This window comes from Flavobacterium kingsejongi (assembly GCF_003076475.1).
GTDB classification, from domain to species: Bacteria; Bacteroidota; Bacteroidia; order Flavobacteriales; family Flavobacteriaceae; genus Flavobacterium; species Flavobacterium kingsejongi.
On the sequence record NZ_CP020919.1, the window covers coordinates 3769619 to 3789184 of the forward strand.

At 39.1% G+C, this 19566-nt stretch carries 15 protein-coding genes and 2 tRNA genes; 6 read left to right on the forward strand and 11 right to left on the reverse strand.

Annotation, left to right across the window (positions count from 1 at the left end; genetic code table 11):
• Positions 1-152: 152 nt before the first annotated feature.
• A complete protein-coding gene (locus FK004_RS16965; RefSeq protein ID WP_108738333.1) occupies positions 153-650 on the forward strand; it encodes a GNAT family N-acetyltransferase in 498 nt (165 codons plus the stop codon).
• Positions 651-719: 69 nt separating this feature from the next.
• On the opposite strand, the gene typA is transcribed toward FK004_RS16965, so the two are convergent.
• On the reverse strand, positions 720-2516 hold the full coding sequence (gene typA, locus FK004_RS16970) for a translational GTPase TypA (protein WP_108738334.1): 1797 nt from the start codon (positions 2514-2516) through the stop codon (positions 720-722).
• 365 nt (positions 2517-2881) lie between these two features.
• Here typA and FK004_RS16975 point away from each other — a divergent pair, with 365 nt between their 5' ends.
• Together FK004_RS16975 and FK004_RS16980 are read left to right on the forward strand one after the other, a co-directional pair.
• Positions 2882-6388: a PAS domain S-box protein gene (locus FK004_RS16975; RefSeq protein ID WP_108738335.1), complete on the forward strand. Its 3507-nt coding sequence runs from the start codon at positions 2882-2884 to the stop codon at positions 6386-6388.
• A 4-nt stretch (positions 6389-6392) separates the two neighbouring features.
• Positions 6393-6797: a response regulator gene (locus FK004_RS16980; protein WP_108738336.1), complete on the forward strand. Its 405-nt coding sequence runs from the start codon at positions 6393-6395 to the stop codon at positions 6795-6797.
• A gap of 60 nt (positions 6798-6857) precedes the next feature.
• On the opposite strand, the gene rpsT is transcribed toward FK004_RS16980, so the two are convergent.
• The 4 genes from rpsT to proS form a co-directional block, all read right to left on the reverse strand.
• Positions 6858-7109, reverse strand: a complete 252-nt coding sequence (gene rpsT / locus FK004_RS16985; protein WP_108738337.1) for a 30S ribosomal protein S20 — start codon at positions 7107-7109, stop codon at positions 6858-6860.
• A 36-nt stretch (positions 7110-7145) separates the two neighbouring features.
• A tRNA-Glu gene (locus FK004_RS16990) sits at positions 7146-7216 on the reverse strand.
• A gap of 47 nt (positions 7217-7263) precedes the next feature.
• Positions 7264-7335, reverse strand: a tRNA-Glu gene (locus FK004_RS16995).
• A 79-nt stretch (positions 7336-7414) separates the two neighbouring features.
• A complete protein-coding gene (gene proS / locus FK004_RS17000; RefSeq protein WP_108738338.1) occupies positions 7415-8893 on the reverse strand; it encodes a proline--tRNA ligase in 1479 nt (492 codons plus the stop codon).
• Between the two features lie 100 nt (positions 8894-8993).
• Between proS and FK004_RS17005 the strand changes: the two genes are divergently transcribed.
• From FK004_RS17005 to rimO, 3 genes are all read left to right on the forward strand, one after another.
• Positions 8994-10037 carry a hypothetical protein gene (locus tag FK004_RS17005; protein ID WP_108738339.1) on the forward strand — a complete coding sequence of 348 codons (1044 nt, stop codon included), beginning with the start codon at positions 8994-8996 and terminating at the stop codon, positions 10035-10037.
• An 87-nt stretch (positions 10038-10124) separates the two neighbouring features.
• A complete protein-coding gene (locus tag FK004_RS17010) occupies positions 10125-11651 on the forward strand; it encodes an OmpP1/FadL family transporter (RefSeq protein WP_108738890.1) in 1527 nt (508 codons plus the stop codon).
• Between the two features lie 158 nt (positions 11652-11809).
• Positions 11810-13129 (forward strand): 30S ribosomal protein S12 methylthiotransferase RimO, encoded by a 1320-nt coding sequence (gene rimO / locus FK004_RS17015; protein WP_108738340.1) that lies wholly within the window; start codon positions 11810-11812, stop codon positions 13127-13129.
• A 64-nt stretch (positions 13130-13193) separates the two neighbouring features.
• Here the strand turns inward: rimO and FK004_RS17020 are convergent, their stop codons facing one another.
• The 6 genes from FK004_RS17020 to FK004_RS17040 form a co-directional block, all read right to left on the reverse strand.
• Positions 13194-14051, reverse strand: coding sequence for an IS3 family transposase (locus FK004_RS17020; RefSeq protein ID WP_262497658.1), 858 nt, complete (start codon positions 14049-14051; stop codon positions 13194-13196).
• 14 nt (positions 14052-14065) lie between these two features.
• Positions 14066-14494: a hypothetical protein gene (locus FK004_RS19505; protein ID WP_227871586.1), complete on the reverse strand. Its 429-nt coding sequence runs from the start codon at positions 14492-14494 to the stop codon at positions 14066-14068.
• A 130-nt stretch (positions 14495-14624) separates the two neighbouring features.
• Positions 14625-15590, reverse strand: a complete 966-nt coding sequence (locus FK004_RS17025; RefSeq protein ID WP_108738341.1) for a glycoside hydrolase family 5 protein — start codon at positions 15588-15590, stop codon at positions 14625-14627.
• A 19-nt stretch (positions 15591-15609) separates the two neighbouring features.
• Positions 15610-16863, reverse strand: a complete 1254-nt coding sequence (locus FK004_RS17030; protein ID WP_108738342.1) for a glycoside hydrolase family 27 protein — start codon at positions 16861-16863, stop codon at positions 15610-15612.
• A gap of 79 nt (positions 16864-16942) precedes the next feature.
• Positions 16943-17980, reverse strand: coding sequence for an IPT/TIG domain-containing protein (locus FK004_RS17035; protein WP_108738343.1), 1038 nt, complete (start codon positions 17978-17980; stop codon positions 16943-16945).
• Positions 17981-17993: 13 nt separating this feature from the next.
• The gene (locus tag FK004_RS17040; RefSeq protein WP_108738344.1) at positions 17994-19556 is read right to left on the reverse strand and encodes a RagB/SusD family nutrient uptake outer membrane protein; all 1563 of its coding nucleotides are present in this window, start codon (positions 19554-19556) and stop codon (positions 17994-17996) included.
• Positions 19557-19566 lie beyond the last annotated feature (10 nt).

Sequence of the window (19566 nt, forward strand, 5' to 3'; positions counted from 1 at the left end):
CTGTAGATTCTGAAGTTATTATTTCTTATAAGCATAGCGAAAAGCTTCACTCAAAGTAGAGCAAATTTACTATTCCCCAAGCAGACTTTCATACAAATTAGTCTAAAGTTTTTTTATCTTTGAACGGATTAAAAAATAAAAGCAACAGGATAATGGAACTAAAAATCAGGCCGGCAAAAACAGAAGATCTGGAAATGATCCTGAAGATCACTAACCACGCCATCCTCCACACTACCGCGCTCTACGATTACGAAGCCCGAACGTGGGAAGCACACGAAAAATGGTATGAAAATAAAATTACTGCAAACTTCCCTGTACTGGTCGCAGACCTTAACGGAAAAGCGATTGGATTTGGCACCTATGGGACTTTCCGGGAAAAACCAGCTTACCACCCTACAGTCGAACATTCCGTCTATGTTGACCCGGAACATACTGGTCATGGTGTTGGAAAAATATTGCTGGAGGCACTTATAACCACTGCCAAAGCCCAAAACTATCATCTGATGATTGGGTGTATTGATGCTGCAAACGCAACAAGTATCGCCTTCCATAAAAAATTCGGATTCACATCCTGCGGCACTATCACGGAAGTAGCACATAAATTTGACCGCTGGCTGGACCTCGAAATCATGCAATTGAAATTGCAATAATCCGCAGTTTCTCTAAAATAAAAAAGCCATTCTTTCGAATGGCTTTTTTAGCATTGCCTCAATAGACAATTATATTTTGAAACGTTTTCTATCTGTTTCTGTCAAATAGATTTTTCTCAAACGAATAGATTTTGGCGTAACCTCTACATACTCATCTTTCTGAATATATTCCAAAGCTTCCTCTAATGAGAAAATAATCGGAGGAATAATCCTTGCTTTCTCATCATTTCCAGAAGAACGAACGTTAGATTGTTTTTTCTCTTTAGTTACGTTTACACACATATCATCACCACGAGAGTTTTCTCCAATTACCTGACCTTCGTAGATTTCGGCATTTGGTTCAACAAAAAACTTACCACGATCTTGTAATTTATCGATAGAATAAGGAATAGCTTTTCCTTTTTCCATAGAAATCAATGAACCCTTGTTACGTCCGGAAATTTCTCCTTTGTAAGGCTCATATCCAATAAAACGGTGCGCCATAATAGCCTCACCAGCTGTTGCAGTAAGTAATTGGTTACGCAATCCAATAATTCCACGTGATGGAATATTAAATTTAATAATCATACGTTCCCCTTTAGTTTCCATACTCAACATTTCTCCTTTACGGAAAGAAACAAACTCTACCGCTCTACCTGAAAGTGATTCTGGTAAATCGATAGTCAATTCCTCAATTGGCTCACATTTTTTACCATCAATTTCTTTGATGATAACCTGTGGCTGACCAATTTGCAACTCATACCCTTCTCTTCTCATTGTTTCAATAAGAACAGATAAGTGAAGTACTCCACGACCAAAAACCATGAATTTATCAGCAGAATCAGTTTCACCTAACTTCATCGCTAAGTTTTTCTCTAATTCTTTTGTCAATCTTTCTCTAATATGACGAGAAGTTACAAATTTACCCTCTTTACCAAAGAAAGGAGAGTCATTAATTGTAAACAACATACTCATTGTAGGCTCATCGATATCAATCGTTTTTAGACCTTCAGGATTTTCAAAATCAGCAATAGTATCACCAATTTCAAACCCTTCAACTCCAATGATTGCACAAATATCTCCAGCAATAACCTCTTGTACTTTTTTACGACCAAGTCCTTCAAAAGTATGAAGTTCTTTGATACGAGATTTAGATATACTACCATCTCTTTTTACTAATGAGATTGGCATACCTTCTTTAAGAACTCCTCTTTCAAGACGACCAATAGCAATACGACCTGTAAAAGCGGAAAAATCTAAAGAAGTAATCAACATCTGAGGTGTACCTTCAGATACTTTAGGAGCTGGAACATTAGCAATAACCATGTCTAACAAAGGCTCGATGTTATCCGTCTGGTTTCTGAAATCATCAGACATCCAGTTATTTTTAGCAGAACCATATACAGTTGGAAAATCCAATTGTTCTTCGGTAGCGCCCAATTCGAACATCAGGTCAAAAACTTTCTCATGAACTTCTTCAGGAGTACAGTTTTCTTTATCTACTTTATTGATTACTACACAAGGTTTCAATCCTAAGTCAATCGCTTTTTGCAATACAAAACGCGTTTGAGGCATAGGCCCCTCGAAAGCATCTACAAGCAGACAAACACCGTCAGCCATATTCAATACACGCTCTACTTCACCACCAAAATCCGCGTGACCTGGGGTATCTATAATGTTGATTTTTGTTCCTTTATACATTACAGAAACGTTTTTAGAAGTAATAGTAATACCTCTTTCACGTTCTAAATCGTTATTGTCAAGAATTAAGTCTCCCGTATTTTCGTTTTCACGGAAAAGTTGACAATGATACATAATTTTATCAACCAAAGTAGTTTTACCGTGATCGACGTGGGCAATAATTGCAATGTTCCTGATAGATTCCATCTGTATTTTTTTGAAGTTGCAAAGGTACACTTTATTTTGATATATAAAATGTTTTTTATAAGGCAGTTATCGTATCCAGTAATATAATAATAATGTGGTAATAATCAATTCATTTTGACCTCCCCGAAACACTTAGGATTTACGCCACATCACCCTCACAAATGATTGTTTTCATCATATTTATAATTGTTTAAGATTTAATTAAAAAATAATGTATTTTTACACTTAACTAATTCTGAAATCATGAAGTCAACCCCTAAAGACACTCTTTAGAAGCCATTGTAATTCAATAGTTTAAATAAAAACTAAACTATCCCATGTCATGAACCACCATTCGAGAAAATACACAAAATACACTTACTTACATGACGGATTCCATCAGAACACTCAAAATCCTTATTATAAGCACCGCTTCAGATGATGCAGAAATAATTGACCCCATGCTTGGCAATTATATAATTTCTACAACATACACGAGCACATTCCCTACTGACACCAGCATAGTAAGCAACTTTGACCTCGTTCTTTTACAATCTGTTTTTTTCGAACAATTACACACGACAGAAAACTTAAAAAACAAAGAAAACGAAACTACAGATATACCCGCTTTTATCATACTTACCCGGGACAATACGACAATTGACACAACCGAAGCTCTGTACATACAACAAGGTGCCCTGGACGTTCTGGACACCACAGGACTACCAATACAATTCATTCAAAAACGAATACTTTTTGCCCTCGAAAGAAGCTTACTTCTAAAAAAGCAGCCTAATTTCGATCCTTATAATGCGGTTTTCAACTCTATTCCAGAAAACAACCTGATTTACGACATTGATACCTTTGATTTTCTTGACGTAAACAATGCTGCAATAGCATCCTACGGATACAGCAAAGAAGAATTCCTAAAGATGAAAGTAACCGACATCATCCCGAAAGATGATTTAGAAAAAGCCCACAAACGCTTGTCCGAAAAGAAACATTCTAAAAAAATAAACCGGGGCATACACCGCCATATTAAAAAAAATGGCAAAATTATTTATGTAGCAGTCAAAAGTATAGAAACCACTTTCAAAGGCAGGAATGCGCGCATTGTAACCGTTACCGACATCAATCTAAAAAAAGCAGAAAAGCAGAATTTAAAAATTGACTCCATCCGCCTGCGTTCTCTGGTACAGGAAGGTACTGATCTGATAACCGTACTCGACCACCAAGGCAACTTTCAGTTCGCCAGTCCCAATCACGAATCGATTTTAGGCTATAGCAATGAGGAAATGATCGGCAAAAACGTCCGTCAGTTTGTTTTTGAAGAAGACTATAATTATTTCTACCAATTGTACCAAAACCTTGACGACCAAAAAAGGATACACATCGCACCATTCAAATTCAAATGTGCCGATGGAAACTGGATTTGGCTCGAAACGGTAATCACGAATATGCTGAACGACCCTACCATTAATGGCATCGTTGCAAATTCCAGAAATGTCACCGAAAGGATTAAAGCCGATTTAAAAATAAAAATCAGCACCGAACGGTACGAATCTGTTGCCCGGGCCACCAGCGACGCCATTTACGATTATGACTTTAACACCAGTGAAATTTACCTTTCCGGCTCTGGCTATAAAAAACTATTTGGCTACGATATAATAAACAACTCCGAAAATTTAAAATTTTGGGAATCACGCATCCATCCGGATGACAAGCGAAAAGTATTACACTTTACCTCTAAAATTATAAAATCCGGCAATCCCTCCAACCACCAGATCGAATACCGGTTCCGGAGAAACGATGGGACTTATGCTTATATCCTGGATCGCTTTTTTATCATTTACGAAAATAACCAGGCCGTTCGAAAGTTGGGTGCCATGCAGGATATTTCCACACGAAAGTTCCAGGAAAAAATCCTGGGCTTCGAAAAGAAAATTTACGAACTCAATGCCTCCCCAAGAATACCATTCACGGAAGTGCTTCATAAATTAACCGAAAATATAGAAAACCTTATTCCGGCATCCTGGTGTTCGATACAAAAACTGGATCACGAAAATATTGCCGAATTCCTGTCCGGTAAAAAAATGCCGGCGCCTTATGCTAAAATCATCAGCAGCATTCAATTCCTACCCAATCCGGAAGCCTATGAACGATTTTTTATCAAGGGAAAAAGTATCTATATTGAAAACCTGAGCCATAATACAAAATGGCAGGAATACACTCCTTTAGTTGCAGAATTTGGATTTCAATCCTGCTGGCTCATTCCTGTCAGAAAAAGCAACGGCACCATATTTGCCGCCATAGTATTATACTTTAAAGACCTCAAGAAACCGAAAGACGAGGAAATTGCTTTTATAGAAAGAGCTGCCAACCTGTTAGGCGTCCTGATGGAAAATAAAAGCAACATTGAGGAAACCGAATACGCAAAAGAACGCTACGATATGGTCGCCAAGGCTACCAGCGATACTATTTGGGACTGGAACCTTCCGGAAGACAAGTTCACCTGGAACAAGGGCATCGAAACCATTTTCGGCTACAAAAAAGAAGATGTAGGCACAAACTCCAAATGGTGGTTTGACCGTGTACATCCGGAAGACAGCATGCGCGTGTCTGTAAAACTCTATAATTTTTTAGAAGAAAAAGTCGAAAAATGGCAAGATGAATACCGCCTCAAATGTGCGGATGGCACTTATAAATATGTTTTTGACCGTGGTTTTTTAGTCCGCGACGAAAATGGCAACCTATTGCGAATGATTGCCTCTATGCAGGATATCACTAAACAAAAGCAGGAAGAACAACGCCTTCGCCTTTTAGAATCCGTCATCACACACACCAAAGAAGGCATCATCATTACCGAAAAACAAAAACACAACAATAACGCAAAAATCGTTTATGTCAATGACGCACTGACCGAAATGACCGGATATCAGAAAGAAGAGCTTTTAGGAAAATCTTCTGCCATCTTTTTTGGTCCTAAATCAGATGCCAAAGAACTTACAAAACTCAACAGCACCATAGACAACGGGCAATCCTGCGAAATAGAAATCATAACCTATAAGAAAAACGGAGAAGAGTTCTGGACCAATATCTCTGGCGTTCCGGTAGACAGCAGTGAAGGTACCACACACACCATTGCCATACAAAGAGACATTACTGAACGAAAATTACAGGAAAAGGAAAAAGAACACCTGATACGGGAACTCACACGCAATAATAAAGACCTAAGACAATTCTCTTACATTACATCACATAATATAAGAGCCCCTTTATCCAATTTAACCGGATTATTAAACCTATTAGAGGAAATTCCAGTAGACAACCCGGAACTCGAAGAACTTCTCCAGGGTTTTAGAAAATCTACGCACCAGCTCAACGAAACTATCGACGACCTTGTGAAAGTAATTATCATAAAAGATAATCCATCATTAAATACAGAGGTAATAGACATACATCAAACCATTTCAAAGGCAATAAGCCAGATTCCAGCCATAATCAACACAACAAATGCGAGCATCGAAATTAGCGTACCCAAAAACACTGAATTACTGATTAACAAAAGCTATTTTGAAAGCATTTTATCCAACTTATTTTCAAATTCGCTAAAATACAAATCAGAAGAAAGAGCATTAAAAATAGCGGTAACCGTAAAAATCAAAAAGAAAACTATCGAAATGACTTTTGAAGACAACGGACTTGGCATAGACACCGAAAGATACAAGGACCGAATTTTTGGATTGTATCAAAAATTCCACCATCTTAGCCAGGAGAGCAAAGGACTGGGCCTATATTTAGTAAAATCCCAGGTAGAAAGCATGGGCGGCACGATCGAATTAGAAAGCGAGATTGAGAAAGGCACCAAATTCAAATTAATATTCAAAAAATAACACTATGCTGAAAAAAGTTTTCTGCGTTGACGACGATTCAATCGCATTGATGCTTTACAAGATGGTCATTAAAAAAGCAGCATTTACAGACGAAATCATTACAGCCTTTAACGGACAGGAAGCGCTGGAATATTATGATACACTATTAAGCGAGAATTCTGAGCCGATGGATTATCCAGAATTGATATTCCTGGACCTGAACATGCCTATTATGGGCGGATGGGAGTTCTTAGAACGCTTTTCAAACGAGGAGTACGCCGCGTTCCGGGGTACGAAAGTAATTATCCTATCCTCTACCATTGACCCTGCAGACCTGAGAAGAGTAGGCGAATTCCCCATTGTAATTGATTTTTTATCAAAACCCATCTCTAAGGAAATGCTGGAAAATTTAAAAAGCAAATGGATGTAAAACAAAAAACTCCCGGTGAAGACCGGAAGTTTTTTTATATGTTTAAAACATATGTATCAACTATAGTGCAGATACGTGTTTTGTCAATTTAGATTTCAAGTTAGAAGCCTTGTTATCATGAATGATATTTTTCTTCGCTAACTTATCGATCATAGAGATTACACTTGATAATTTTGCAGAAGCTTCTCCTTTATCTGTAGCTAAACGTAATGCTTTTATAGCGTTACGAGTAGTTTTGTGTTGGTATCTGTTCAACACTCTTTTCTTTTCGTTGCTTCTGATTCTTTTTAAAGCTGACTTATGATTTGCCATTTTCTTAAATGATTTTTTTCTTTATTATTTTTTTTGTAGTCCGTGGGGAATCGAACCCCCCTTACCAGGATGAAAACCTGGCGTCCTAACCGATAGACGAACGGACCATTACCTATTTTTCTGCTTAGGATATATTTCAATATCCTGATTTTTGTAGTCCGTGGGGGAATCGAACCCCCCTTACCAGGATGAAAACCTGGCGTCCTAACCGATAGACGAACGGACCATTACTTCGTTATTGCGGATGCAAAAATACAACTATTTTTTATCCGTACAATAGCTGAAGCAACTTTTTTTCATTTTTTTTAATAAGCCTTAGCAAAAAGCACTCTTCCAACGGACGGTTTCCCAGTAAACACGCAGGTTCCAGCCTCTTCTTTACGGTCAAGGGGAATACAACGAATTGTTGCTTTTGTTAGGTCTTTAATTTGCTCTTCTGTTTCGGCTGTACCGTCCCAATGTGCCGAAATAAAGCCGGTTTTATGTTCTAAAACTTCCTTAAATTCCTCAAAACTATTTACTTCCGTAATATGAGCATCCCTATAATTTAATGCTTTTGTAAATAAATCACTCTGGATCTGTTCCAGAAGGTCGCTCACATAATTTACGATGCTTCCCTTCAAAACAACCTCTTTAGTTAGCGTATCACGTCTGGCAACTTCAAAAGTACCTTCTTCAAGATCTTTTGGACCAACAGCAATTCGAACGGGCACGCCTTTTAATTCATATTCATTAAATTTAAATCCGGGCTTATGCGTAGTACGATTGTCATACTTCACTACAATACCGCGTTTTTTTAATTCTGCGGTTAGTGTAGCCACTTCTGCAGAAATAGTCTCCAATTGCTCCTCTGTTTTATAGATAGGCACGATAACCACCTGTATTGGTGCCAGGCTTGGTGGCAATACCAATCCGTTATCATCAGAGTGTGTCATTACCAGGGCACCCATCAATCGGGTGGAAACACCCCAGGAAGTTCCCCATACATGTTCCTGCTTTCCTTCTGCATTAGCAAACTTCACATCAAAAGCTTTGGCAAAGTTTTGCCCTAAAAAGTGGGATGTCCCGGCCTGTAATGCTTTTCCATCCTGCATTAGCGCTTCGATACAATAAGTCTCTTCCGCTCCTGCAAAACGCTCCGTTTCTGTTTTAAATCCTTTAATTACTGGCATTGCCATGAAATTCTGGGCAAATTCAGCATATACATTCATCATTTGTACTGATTCTGTGATCGCTTCTGATTGCGTCGCATGCGCCGTATGCCCTTCCTGCCATAAGAATTCCGCAGTTCGTAAAAAAAGACGTGTCCTCATTTCCCATCGCACTACATTCGCCCATTGATTAATCAGCAGGGGCAAATCACGATACGACTGTACCCATCCTTTATAAGTACTCCATATAATAGCTTCACTTGTAGGACGCACAATCAATTCCTCTTCCAGCTTTGCATTGGGGTCAACAATTAACTTACCTTTATTGTCAGGATCTGTTTTTAATCTGTAATGGGTAACAATTGCACATTCTTTTGCAAATCCTTCCGCATTTTTTTCTTCGGCTTCGAACATGCTTTTCGGAACAAACAAAGGAAAATAGGCATTCTGATGCCCGGTCTCCTTGAACATTCTGTCAAGCTCCGCCTGCATTTTTTCCCAAATTGCATAACCGTAGGGCTTGATCACCATACAACCCCTAACGCCTGAGTTTTCGGCAAGGTCAGCCTTTACCACTAATTCGTTATACCATTTGGAATAATCTTCCGATCTTTTTGTCAAGTTCTTGCTCATTTTTAATTATTTGGCACAAATATTGTTTAACTTAAATTAACTAAAATAGTTCCACAAAACTAACTATTTTTGTATTGTCCAACAATTAAATTACCGATATATGAAAACTTATTATTTTTCAACCCAGAAAATTTCCCTTTATACGATAATTGGATTTCTTAGTGTTGTTCTGGCTTCATGCAGTTCATACCAAAACAAGTCCTATTATGATAACGACGGGATATACGGTTCAGGTTCACAAAACCGGAATAATAACAGGACCACAAATAATTCAAACCAAAATAGTAACCATTACCAGGAATATTTCAGCTCTCTTTCTAATGAAGTAGCAGAAGAGCCTGTTGAAATCTTTACTGATGTGGACGGTTATTATGCTGATGAAAATGGAAATCAAACCTCACAGGGTAACATTGCATATACCAGCGGATATTCCGGATGGGGCAATGACAACCAGAATGTCTCTATAAATATCTACGGTGGCTCCAACTGGGGCTGGAACAATTGGTACGGCTACGGTGGTGGCTGGGGTTGGGGACTTGGCTGGGGCTGGGGTTGGAACAACTGGTACACTCCTTACTACGGTTGGGGCTGGAATAGCTGGTCTCCTTATTATGGTAACGGCTGGTACGGTGGTGGAAATTATGCCTATGTGAATGGAAGGCGTGGCGCTTACAGAAGCCCTGCAGCAAACACTTTCAATAACGGATCCCGAAGCAGCTATGCAAACCGCAACGGAGGAAGAAGCACTTTAAGCTCTACACGCTCTGGATACGGAAACCGTTATTCAAGATCTTCTTTCACGACAAACAATACCCGTTCTAACTATACTAATAGTGGAAGCAGAAGTAACTTTACGAACAACACTACAAGAAATACCTATAATCCGAACAACACTACAAGAAATACCTATAATCCGAACAACTCCACAAGGAGCAACTATAATAATAGTAATACTACAAGATCGTCCAATACAAATTATAACTATAATAATTCCAATAATTCGTCAACCCGAAGCAACAATAGCAACTACACACCTACCCGATCATCATCTCCTTCTCCAAGTTATGGCGGCGGAAGATCATCTGGCGGTGGCGGTGGCGGAGGAGGAAGATCCGGTGGTGGCGGTGGCGGAGGTCGTCGTTAAGCTATAATCTTTTATTGAATACCCATTTAAATACTGCAAATGCGGTTTACTTGGGTATTTTTTTTGTCAATTAAAATACATCAAAAAATGAAAAAATACTTACTTCTCGGTTTAATAGGCTTAAGTGTCACTGCTGTAAAAGCTCAGGATATTTCTGATGCCCTGCGGTACTCGCAGACCAACCTGAATGGAACAGCGCGGTTCAGAGCCATGAGTGGCGCATTTGGTGCCTTAGGAGGCGATCTGTCTTCCCTGAATGTAAATCCGGCGGGTTCAGCCATATTCAACAACAATCAGGTTACTTTTACCATCAGTAATTACAACACTAAAAATAAATCCAATTATTTTGGGACCACAACCAGTGCAAACGATAATTCTTTTGACCTGAATCAAATTGGTGGTGTTTTTGTATTTAACAATAACAATCCGGAAAGTTCCTGGAGAAAACTTACGCTGGCAGTCAATTATGAAAATACCAATAATTTTGACAATTCACTCTATTCGGCAGGAACTAACCCTACGACTTCAATAGGCCAGTATTTTGTCAATCAGGCGAACGGCGTGCCTTTGGATTACCTCGTAACACGACCTGGAGAAACTGCCGGTGGACTCTACTCTTACCTGGGTGCTTTTGGTGGAAATTACCAAAATGCCTTTTTAGGATATGATAGTTTCATATTGGAACCGAACAGCACCAATCCACAAAATACACTTTACACATCCAATGTTGTTCCGGGAGGAAATTACAGCCAGGCTAATTATATTAATTCGTCCGGTTACAATGGTAAGGTTTCTTTTAATGCAGCAGCACAATATCAGGACTGGCTTTCTTTGGGGTTAAACCTGAACACCCATTTTTCTGATTACACCAGCACTACCGATTTTTACGAAAACAATAACAACGCAGCTGTACCAGGCAGCACTAATGTAAGGAATATCCGTTTCCGCAATGAATTGTATACCTATGGAAATGGTTTCTCTTTTCAGGTTGGTGCGATTGCGAAAGTGACTAATGCCATCCGCTTTGGACTTGCTTACGAATCACCAACCTGGATGAAACTTAACGACAAATTGAGACAATCACTGGTAGCCTACAGGGACGGTAGTGGTATTCCGGCTATATTTGACGAAGGTATTACCAATGTATATCCTTCCTACAGAGTACAAACACCAAGTAAATACACTGGAAGTTTTGCCTATATCTTTGGTAGCAACGGATTGATCTCTATCGATTACGCCTTAAAATCCTACAGCGATACCAAATTAAAACCCAGCGATGACCCTACATTCCAGGAATACAACAGCATTATGAAAAACATACTGGACGTTACTTCTGAAGTTCGGGTGGGTGCTGAATACCGTATTCAGAATTTCAGCCTTCGTGGCGGTTATCGCTTTGAGCAAAGTCCCTATAAAAACGGAAACACAATTGGTGATCTTCAGGGCTTTTCGGGAGGTTTAGGATACAACTTTGGCGCAACCAAACTCGACCTTGCCTACTCTTACGCCAAAAGAGATTACGACCAGCAAATGTTCAACACCGGGTTAACAGACAGCTCCCGTATTAAATCAGTCAATAACAATGTTTCTTTAGGATTAACATTCGATTTTTAAGATACCCCTATTTATTTTTAAAACCATCCTCTAGACCTATTCAGGATGGTTTTTTATTTCTACCCCGTTTCGATAATAACCGCGAAGCATAAAATATGCCGTAACAATTAGTCCGCTATTGATAAAAAGCGTAATTTTGCACTCCAATTTACAATTCTATGAGAACCAAGTCGTTAAAGAAAAATAAAATTAATGTAATCACTTTAGGATGTTCTAAGAACGTTTATGACAGTGAAGTCCTTATGGGACAGTTGCGTGCCAGCGGTAAAGACGTACAGCATGAAGCCCCTGCTCATGAAGAAGGAAACATCATTGTTATTAACACCTGTGGTTTTATTGATAATGCAAAGGAAGAATCTGTAAACATGATCCTTAACTATGTCGACAAGAAAGAACAAGGACTGGTAGACAAAGTATTTGTTACCGGTTGCTTATCCGAACGATACAAACCAGACTTAATTAAGGAAATCCCGAATGTTGACCAGTACTTCGGTACTACAGAATTACCGGGACTATTAAAAGCTTTAGGTGCTGATTACAAACATGAATTATTAGGGGAACGCCTTACCACAACTCCTAAAAACTACGCTTACCTTAAAATTGCAGAAGGCTGTGACCGTCCGTGCAGTTTTTGTGCTATCCCTTTAATGCGTGGTAAACACGTTTCGCAATCTATTGAGAAATTAGTAAACGAAGCAAAAGGATTGGCAAAAAATGGTGTAAAAGAACTTATCCTTATTGCACAGGACCTTACGTATTATGGTCTTGATTTGTATAAAAAAAGAAACCTTGCTGAATTATTAGAGAACCTTGCTGCTATTGAAGGTATCGAATGGATTCGCCTTCATTATGCATTCCCGGCAGGATTTCCTATGGATGTGCTGGAATTAATGAAGCGGGAGCCTAAAATCTGTAATTACCTGGATATTCCATTGCAACATATCTCTGATAAGATCTTAAAATCCATGCGACGTGGAACGACACAGGCAAAAACGACCAAGTTATTAAAGGAATTCCGCGAGGCTGTTCCTGGAATGACCATCCGTACTACACTTATTGTAGGTTATCCGGGAGAAACTGAAGAAGATTTCCAGATCCTGAAAAACTGGGTGGAAGAAATGCGTTTTGAACGTTTGGGCTGTTTCGCTTATTCCCATGAAGAAAATACCCACGCTTATCTATTGGAAGATGATGTTCCTGCTGAAGTAAAACAACAGCGTGCCAATGAAATTATGGAAATTCAGTCCCAAATTTCATGGGAACTGAACCAGGAAAAAATCGGGCAGACATTACGTTGTATTATTGACCGTAAAGAAGGAGCACACTTTGTAGGAAGAACAGAATTTGATAGCCCTGATGTAGATAATGAAGTACTAATTGATGCTTCTTTAGCGTACCTGAAAACCGGAGAATTTGTAGACGTTAAAATTACCGATGCCACTGAATTTGATTTATATGGTGAAGCCGTTATTGCGTAACACCCTATTTTATGTCTAGTCCTAGAATAGCAATACAGGATTAATAATAATAAAAGTACATTTTTTAGACAGAAGTAGCTTCATGGTTACTTCTGTTTTTTGTTTTATAGGTTTTCATTTCTATTTCTTTTTGCTGATGCATTTGCATCGGAGTAAGCATATGATTAGAGCAATGCGGTCTTACTAGATTATAAATCTGTATAGATTCCTTAACTACTAACTTAATAATATTAAGTTGCTGATCATTATACCTATCTACTAAAAACTCCTGTTTTAATATCCCATTTACCCTTTCAGCGACCGCATTTTGATATGGATCATAAGACTCAGTCATGCTACAGCGCAGGTTTTTAGTCTTGCGTATCACTTTTTGATATTCATTAGAACAATATTGTATACCTCTATCTGAGTGATGGATTAACGACAAACAACTATTTTTCCTGCTCTTAAGAGCCATTTGTAAAGCTTTAAGACTATTTTCGGCATTTAAATTAGTAGCTACATTAAATCCCATGATCCGTTTTGAATATGCATCTGTTACTAAGCTTAAATAGCAGGGCTTACTTCTTTTTCCGATGTATGTAATATCGGATACCCAAACCTGTTCAGGACGTATTATTTTTAAGTTTTCAATTAAATTCTTGTGTTTTTTAAAACGATGATATGAGTTAGTCGTAATATGATAGCTCCGTTTTGGAGATATTAGCAGATGGTTTACTTTGAGGATATTAAAAAACATATCTCTTCCAATCTTCAATGCTCTAAGCTCCTGGTTTAATAAATAATACAACTTTCTCGTACCGATACGAGGCATTTTCATCCTAATCTTTCTTACCATAAGAATGACTTGTTCAGACTTTGATTGCTTTAAGATTTTTCTTTTAATGCTACGATAATAGACCTGCCTGTCTATCCCGAACAAACTACAGGTAAAACCTAAGGTTTGTTTTTGTTCTTCTTTAAATAGGACAATTGTTCGGGTGATGAGTTTTTTCGGATATCGATATTATATTCTTTCTCTGCAATATCAATAAGCATATCAAAAATAATAGCTTTCTTATCCGTAAAATTAACTTGTTGCTCCAGATGAGCTTTCTGTTTTTCAAGAAGCGTAACTTTAGCTTCGAGTTCCATGATTTGCTGTTCAGGTGTTTTAGCCATTTGAGATGGGGTTTGGGTTTCCCAATCAAAGTTACCAAATTTTCTAAGCCAACTAACAACTGTTGAACGTGCTTGCACACCATATTTTTTACAAGCGCCATGTGTAGATAACTCTCCTCGTTCAATCTCATGGACGATTTGCAATTTGAGAGACATACTGTAATCTCGCTGGGTTCGCTTTACATAATTTTTCTCTTTAGACATAATTGAGTTTTTTTTTTGTATCGCTATTTCAGGACGGGACATTATATTCATACAAAACGCCCGATTGAAAAATCGGGCGTTTTTATTTTTCATTCCATTTAGAAAACTGGAAATCAAACTATTGCTCTATTTAGTTATTTCCTTTATTGAGTTGTCGTAAATAGTCCCGGGTCTTAATTCCGGAGGCTTTAAGATCTTTTGCTTTCCATTTTCCGGTTGATGCTGCTGATTTTTGCAATACAGAACAGGTTTCCTCTTTATCCGATACAGACCAGGTAATCCAACTGATTTTTCGCGATTCCATCCAGTCAATAAACAATTGCCATTCGGCATAATCCAGAGACCCATCGCCCGTTGCTTCCATTCCTGCTGACTCTGACACAAATATCGGTAGTCCTTTAGCCAGGGCTTCATCGGTACGGTCACGCAACCACTTTTTATGGGTTCCGGCATAAAAATGCATGGTATACATTAGATTAGCGTATCCTTTTATAGGATCTTCTGCAGGCAGGTTAACATCCTGATCCCAACGGGGTGATCCTACCAATATAATATTATTGGGATCATTTGCGCGGATCACTTTGATCACTGCTTCAGAATAAGCCTTTATCTCGGGCCAGGTTTCATAATCGGGTTCATTGAAAATTTCATAGATCACATTCGGGTATTGCCCATACGTTTGGCTCATTTCCGCAAAAAACACTTTGGCTTCTTCCAGATTGATATTATGGCTGTGCCAGTCGATAATCACATAAATATCTTCTGCAATCGCCCCTTCAATGACTGCTTTGATTTTAGCTTTTGAAAATTCAGGGTTCTCCAGATAAAAATTCTCCCCATGCTCCACGCCCATAGCAGCGCGTACCACATTTACTTTCCAGTCTTTATGCAACCATGCAACGGCTTCTTTATTGTAAAACCGAGGCCACATACTGTGCCATCCAAAACTCATGCCGCGTAACATAACATCCTGTCCATTCTGATCGGTCAGTTGCGTGCCCATTACTTTGAGCGCACCATGAGACTTCACAAATTGCCCCTGAGCCAAAAATGTACAAAGCAGGAAATATACTGCCCATTGTATTTTCATCTTCATGATAAATCTGGTTTGGTTATTATTTTCCTTTTGACTTTGGCGTTAATCGCAATGTAACAGTATCGTGGCCAGGAATTTGGGCAATGAGGTTCTTTTGGGTAGTCCCACCTGTTTTTCCACCCCATAAGTCTTTAATCATATAAACATCCCCCTTAAAATCGGCCGTTAGCTTATTAATTGGATCGGTAATAGTATGCGCTTTCCAGTCAAAATTTAATGATTGCGTCTTTTCATTCCGGTTCAGGAAGGTCACGGCCCAACTGCCATCCGTTAATGGTTTTACCCATATTTCAATGCTCCCTTCCGTAGCATATTTAAAACCCTGGATTCCTAATTTATCCTGATTTACGGAGATAATATCTTTATTTGTGAGTATTCCCAACGTTTCTTTGGTCATCACACGCAAATCATTTCCTGTAATCAATGGCGATGCCATAAGTGCCCACATCGTAAAATGTGACTTATCCTCTGCATAGGTCATCCCATTCCCGACTTCAAGCATGTCAAAATCGTTCCAATGGTCAGGCCCGGAAAATTGCCGGATATCTTTACGCATTTCAATAATTTTCATGAATCCCCACGACGACCAGTTTTCAGGATGCTTGTATTCACAGTCAAAGCAAGGGTAAATATCTCCTGAAATACGCCAGGAGTTCCCTATAGGTGATGCCCAATTCCAGGGCTGGTTGTCGCCCCACTCACAAATATTAAATAATATTGGCCTGCCAGCCACTTTCAAGGCATTACTCATTGTCGTAAAAGCTTCTTTTGCATTAATCCCTTCCGTGTTGCACCAGTCAAATTTCAGAAAATCAATACCAAACGATGCATAAAGGCGCGCATCCTGATATTCATAACCCCGTGTTCCGGGATATCCCGCACAGGTTTTTGTCCCGGCACAATTGTAAAGACCAAATTTCAATCCTTTACCATGTACATAGTCCACGAGGGCTTTCATACCGTTTGGGAATTTCTCCGGATCTGGAACCAGGTTACCATCCCCATCTCTTTCACGTGTCATCCAGCCATCATCCAATACGATGTAGTTGTAACCTGCTGCGACCATACCGGAAGAAACCATAATATCAGCAGTTTGCTTTACTAATTGTTCATCTATTTTGGTTTCGAAGGTATTCCATGAATTCCATCCCATAGACGGTGTCATCGCCAGTCCTTCATATTTTCCCGATTCCGATTTATGGGTATTTCCCTGACCCATCACAGCCACTGAAACACAAATGCCTAACAGGGCTAAAAAATATTTTCCGGTCATATCGTGTATTTTAAATTAAGATTAAAAAAACATTCCCCGACGAATCAGGGAATGCTACAAAAAACGAACTCTAACAAATTTATTCTAATGTGAAACCGATATCGTCAATGAATATTGTATTTCCTCCAGGTACTCCCCATTCCTGGAAAACAATCTGGTTCACTGCTGTAAGATTATTTACCTGAAAAGCAGAGAAAGGAATGAAAAATGTTTTCCACTGGGTAGTAAAACTGATAATATTAAGCTGTTCTGAAGGATTAAAATTACCATTCAGTATCATTTGCACACGCCCTTCAGAGCTTCCCTTTAATGCAATACGGATTCCACTATAACCCGCTGTAATAGCATTATTGATATCAAACTGCAAACCGGAATAGCTCGGGAATGCATATTTAATAGATTTTACACCCTGAGTGGCATCACTATTTTCAAAATCAATTGGCAATCCTGCCCAAGCACTAACATTAGTCACTAAAGGTGAAAGTGCATCATCAAAAAGTGCTGTACCTATAGCCTGTTTGGAGGTACTGCTTCCCGAAATTGTAGTTACGGTTACATACTTATGGTTGGAGCCTGGAGGTACTGTTACTTCTATTTGGGTTAATGTATTTGAAATCACTGTGGCTGGTGTAGTCCCAATGGTAACCTCAGGATCTAAAAAGAAAGAACCGTAAATAGTAATCACTTCCCCGTCATTCGCATTAATCGGATTAAAGCTATCCACTCTTGGTGCCGGTGGAGCCACTACAAAACCATATACCGCAGTACCATATTTTGTCACGATACGCAATTCATTCGGAACATCTGCATAAGGAGTGTCCCGGTCAATCGTTACGAAAATAACATTATCAGTAACCAATGTTGGATTGAAATAAGTATCCGTATCATTAAAATAGATCTTTTGCAGCGCACTGAAACCAGTACCCCTGATAATATAGGTATTATCCGCAAAACCAGTCGTTACCAGAGAATCCTGTACCGCTTCACTTACACTGATAATAGTCGGTGGATTGGTATTTATGCCGCCCTGGTCATCATCGGCACAGGAAGCAAAAAATACAGCGAATATCCCTACGGCCACGATAGCCCATAATTGTATGAATTTAATTTTTTTCATGATAACTGCTTTATTAATTAAAAGAATAAGGAACCGGATCCTGTCCCAATAACGGATTTTTCACAAGTTCCGTTGCTGGATAAGGCAATCTTAGGAAATCTCCTGTTGGTACCGGGATAAATTCCGGAGTAAGGACATTACCACGGTTTTGTGCCGCAATAATTGCCGCTGCCTGAGAACGTGGTATACGGCCCAGGTCATACCAATAATCTCCTTCAAAAGCCAGTTCAATTCTTCTTTCATGAAACAATTCGTTGAATGTAAAAGAGGTAACCGGCAAAAGTCCAGCTCTGGTACGCACCTTATTATAGGATTCCAATGCCTGTGCGTTTGAAGTAGAAGAAGCTCCGGCCAATATTGCTTCTGCATGAATCAGCAATACTTCTGCATAACGCATTAGGTAGGTGTTATTCGACATCATTCCCCAGGCATCTGCTGTTCCGGCAATGGCACTATTTTTCCCTACTACATATTTTTTAATCCCGGATCCTGATCCCTGAGCATCAATCGTCGCAGGAACAGTAAAACCGGAACCGATACTGGAAGTAATATTAGGATATTGATCTCCGGGTAGCATCACTGTTTCTTTTCTTCTGCGATCCCCGGCTTCAAAAGAAGCCAGTAAATCCTGGGAAGGAGCAAAAACACCACCGTACGTTGCCATATTAATATCAGCAGAATAGGCAAACTGCGTATTGCAGTTGCTTGCTGTACCATATTGCCCTGAATTAATCCATTGCAACGCAATAATAGACTCTTCATTATTATTATTGGTCGTTAAAAACAGGTCCCCAAATGTTTTCGTCGGCATTTCTGTACCTCCAAAAAGTTTAAACTCTCCACTATTAATTACAGCCTCAGCCATTAATCTCGCATTGGCATAATCACCATCATAAAGATAGACTTTGGACAAGACTGCACGGGCAGAACCTTTGGACACATGTCCGTTATCTGAATAATTTACACCTCTTATTTTCTCCGGAAGGTTCTCTATAGCATACAAAAGATCTCTTTTTACAAACTCATAAATATCTTCTTTACGGTTTGTTGGAATCTGAGGATTCTCTACAAAGTCAAGGTTATTTTCAATAATTGGCACCGGACCCCACAAACGTACAATATAGAAATAGGACAAGGCACGCATAAAACGGGCTTCCCCTAAGGCATTATTCAAAACCACAGGATCTACCGCTGATCCGGCTCTGGAAGGCAATGAGTTGATCAAACTGTTCGACTGCGCCACCGTAGCCCAAAGTGACCTCCAGGCATTGGCCATTTCAGGATCAGAACTTGAAATCATTAAAGTACGTAAACTGTTTACGTCGCTGGAACCCGTATAGCTGTTTCCGGAACCTACTTCCCCGATCGCAAAAAAGGCTTTATTGTGAAAGTTAAACCACGTTTTGCTATACAATGCATTCGTACTGGCTTTCACCTGCTCATTCGTATTGTAAAAATTATCCAGGGTAACACCATCTTCCGGAGCCCTGTTCAGGAACTCCTCACTGCAGGATGTTATCGCCAGTCCACATACTGCCAAATAAACAATCCCTATATTCTTTATATATTTTTTCATTGTAGCTCTT